The organism is Deltaproteobacteria bacterium (genome assembly GCA_028818775.1).
In the GTDB taxonomy this organism is placed as follows: domain Bacteria; phylum Desulfobacterota; class Binatia; order UBA9968; family JAJDTQ01; genus JAJDTQ01.
In genome coordinates this window covers 1-3,410 of sequence record JAPPNE010000145.1, presented here as the reverse complement: position 1 = coordinate 3,410, position 3,410 = coordinate 1, and the positions used below count along the sequence as shown (strand labels likewise).

Here is a 3,410-nt window from a genome sequence, read left to right as displayed (position 1 = left end):
CATTATTCCGGACGCCGGATTATTCTGAAGTGGCGTCTGACATACGGCTAAGGTGCGGAGATTTCAGTGGCATCGCTCACGGGTCGTGATTGAGTTTCCGGAATAATCCGGGCGTCTTCTCCGGCTGGCAATGTCGCCAGCAACATGGAGAAGACGGATGTCGATCGAACTGTTCTTTCCGGGTCCAAGGAGCCAGCGGTGGTTGCGGGTTGGGTCCTTGGCCCGCGATCTCGATGGGTTTGCCGCCGAGCTGGCGGCGCAGGGATACGCCCGCCAGACGGCCGGGAACAAGCTTCGGCTTGTCAGGCACCTCAGCGTCTGGCTGGAGAGCGAGGGGCTTGGCGCCGAAGCGCTGGACGAGGGGCGTTTCGAGACGTTTCTGCTCACCCGCGGACCTCGAAGGGTGCCGCAAGGCGAAGCGGCGACGGGCCGCCAACTGTTGAGCCACCTGCGCTACGAGGGACGGATACCCGAGGCCCATAAAGACACGGACAGCGCCGACGCCGTCTCGCGGATCGAACGCATTTACGAGCGCTTCCTCGTTGAGGAGCGCGGCCTGAGTCCGCTGACGGTCGGCAAGTACGTTCCCGCGGTTCGCGCGTTCCTCGACGAGCGCTTCGGGGCGCGGGCAGTGGCCCTCGAGACGCTGGTGGCCAGAGATGCGAACCGGTTCATCGTGCGCCATGCCGTCAGCCGCTCCCACGCCAAGGGACTCGCCACGGCGATGCGCAGCTTCCTGCGCCACCTGCACCAGCGCGGGGACATCGCCGTCGACCTCGCCGGCGCGATCCCGTCGACGAACTGGCGTTCGCCAGAGCTGCCGAAGTCGCTTCTCCCGGAGAAGGTGGAGTCGGTTCTGGCAAGCTGCGACCGCAACACGGCTGTCGGCCGGCGGGACCACGCCATCCTCCTGCTGCTCGCGCGGCTGGGCCTGCGCGGCGGCGAAGTGGCCACCCTGACGTTGGACGATCTCGACTGGGACAAGGGGCTGGTGACCATTGCCGGCAAAGGGCAGCGGTGTGAAGCGCTGCCCCTGCCCGAAGAGGTCGGGCGGGCTCTGGTGGCCTATCTGCGCGACGGTCGCCCGCCGTGCGCGACGCGCCGGGTGTTCGTTCGCGCAATAGCCCCGTACCGGGGCTTCCGCTCCTCGATGGCCATCTGCGACATCGTGCGCCGGGCGCTGTCACGCGTGGGAATCGACGCGCCGTTGAAGGGCGCGCATCTCCTGCGCCGCTCGCTGGCTTGCGCGATGCTCCGCAACGGCGCTTCGCTCGAAGAGATCGGGCAGATCCTGCGCCATCGCCATCCCGAGACCACCCAGATCTACGCCAAGCTCGACCTGGAGGCGCTGCGTGCGCTGGCGCCGGCGTGGCCCGGAGGTGCGTCGTGACCGGCCTGCGCACCCTGCTCGACGAGTATCTCGCCACGCGCCGCGCGCTCGGCGTCAGGCTGGAGGCCGCAGAACGGCACCTGAAGCGCTTCGTCACGGTCGCCAGTGAGTACGAGGCCGTCTTCATCACCACCGAACTGGCGCTTCGATGGGCCACCGAACCGAGCCATGCGCAGTCCGCCCAATGGGCGAAGCGGCTCGGCCTGGTTCGCGGCTTCGCCCGTTATGCGAACGCTGTGGACCCGCGCCACCAGATCCCGCCGCAGGGCCTGATCCCCTACCGGTACCGTCGTCCGCAGCCCTACATCTACAGCGACCAGGAGATCGCCGATCTGATCGCGGCGGCGCGGGCGCTGTCCGGGACCACCGGGCTCAGGCCCTTCACCTACGCCACGCTGCTTGCGCTGCTGGCGGTCACGGGAATGCGGACCGGAGAGATCCTGAACCTCGACCGGGACGACGTCGACCTTGCCAACGGCGTTCTGACCGTGCGCGACGGCAAGTTCGGCAAGTCGCGCCACATTCCCGTGCACGAGTCCACGAGCCTGGCACTGGGCCGCTACGCAGCACGACGCGACCGTCTCTGCCCCAACCCCCGCGATCCGGCGTTCTTCCTGAACGAAAGCGGCACCCGGATCACGGAGTCGACGCTACGCTGGACGTTCGTCCGGCTGTCCCGGCGAACTGGCCTCCGGGAACCTGCGAAGTCGAGTGGCGACGGCCCCCGGCTCATTGACATGCGCCACTCGTTCGCCGTCGGCACGCTGGTGCGGTGGTATCGGGAGGGCGTCGATGTCGAGCGCCACATCCCGCGCCTCGCGACCTGGCTCGGTCATGCCCATGTGAGCGATACATACTGGTACCTGTCCGCCACCCCGGAGCTGATGCAGGCCGCCGCCAGACGGCTCGACGGCCTCGCGCCGAGGCCGCGGCCATGAAGGCTCCGGCCGACTTCCCGCGACTCCTGGCCATGTTCTTCAGCAACCACCTGATGCACCAGCGCGAGGCAAGCCCGCATACCATCGCCAGCTACCGCGACACCTTCCGGCTTCTGGTGCGATACGCCCAGCGGGAGTGGAACAAGCCGCCTTCGGAATTGCGACTCGAAGACTTCGACTCCGCCTTCATCGGCGACTTCCTCAGTCATCTCGAGAACGAGCGCGGCAACCGGGCGCGCTCGCGTAACGCCCGCCTGGCCGCGATCCGCTCCTTCTTCCGCCAAGTCGCCTTGCACGAGCCGCAACATGCGGCCCTCGCGCAACGTGTTCTCGCCATGCCGAGCAAACGCCATCTGCGCTCGCCGGTGGCCTGGCTCGACCGGGACGAAGTCCAGGCCCTGCTCCGCGCCCCGGACCCGCGGAACCGGTTCGGCCGCCGCGACCGAGCCCTGCTCACGGTAGCGGTTCAAACCGGGCTGCGGGCGTCAGAACTGATCGAACTGCGTTGCCGCGACGTGCAACTCGGCGCCGGCGCCCATCTGCGCTGTCACGGCAAGGGGCGCAAGGAACGCCACACGCCGCTGCGCAGGGATGCGGCGGCGATGCTCAAGGCGTGGCTGAAGGAACGCGGGGGCGAACCGGACGATCCCGTGTTCCCCAATCAACGCGGTCGGGCGCTGAGCCACGACAGTCTCAGCTACCTGCTGGCCAAACATCTGGCCACGGCGAGGGCCGACTGCCCTTCCCTCGGGAAAAAGCGTGTCACTCCGCATTGCCTGCGCCACACCGCGGCCATGGACCTTCTCGCCAACGGCGTCGACCGGGCGGTCATCGCGCTATGGCTCGGCCACGAGTCCGTCGAGACGACCTTCGTCTATCTGCATGCCGACCTCGAACTCAAAGAGCGGGCGATGGCCAAGACCTCGCCTTCGGACATCCGACCGGCACGCTACCGCCCCGACGACGATCTGTTGGCCTTCCTGAACAGTCTCTGATTATTCCGGAAACAATGGACCGAAGAGCCCGTGATCCCCCGACTCGCTGCACGAATCCGGAATAATCCGGCCTCCGGAATAATGGCG

General features: G+C 67.4%; 3 protein-coding genes. All 3 read left to right on the top strand.

Going from position 1 to position 3,410, the window contains the following annotated elements; genetic code table 11:
• The first annotated feature begins 157 nt into the window (after window positions 1–157).
• Genes OXU42_15680 through OXU42_15670 form a run of 3 tightly spaced genes read left to right on the top strand, consistent with a single transcriptional unit; the run spans window position 158 to window position 3,323 of the window.
• Entirely contained in the window at window positions 158–1,390 is a 1,233-nt protein-coding gene (locus OXU42_15680) for a site-specific integrase (GenBank protein MDE0030830.1), read from the top strand.
• On the top strand, window positions 1,387–2,328 hold the full coding sequence (locus OXU42_15675; GenBank protein ID MDE0030829.1) for a tyrosine-type recombinase/integrase: 942 nt from the start codon (window positions 1,387–1,389) through the stop codon (window positions 2,326–2,328). Before OXU42_15680 ends, OXU42_15675 begins: the two co-directional genes overlap by 4 nt.
• Window positions 2,325–3,323, top strand: coding sequence for a site-specific integrase (locus OXU42_15670; protein ID MDE0030828.1), 999 nt, complete (start codon window positions 2,325–2,327; stop codon window positions 3,321–3,323). The genes OXU42_15675 and OXU42_15670 overlap by 4 nt, the downstream gene beginning before the upstream one ends.
• Window positions 3,324–3,410 lie beyond the last annotated feature (87 nt).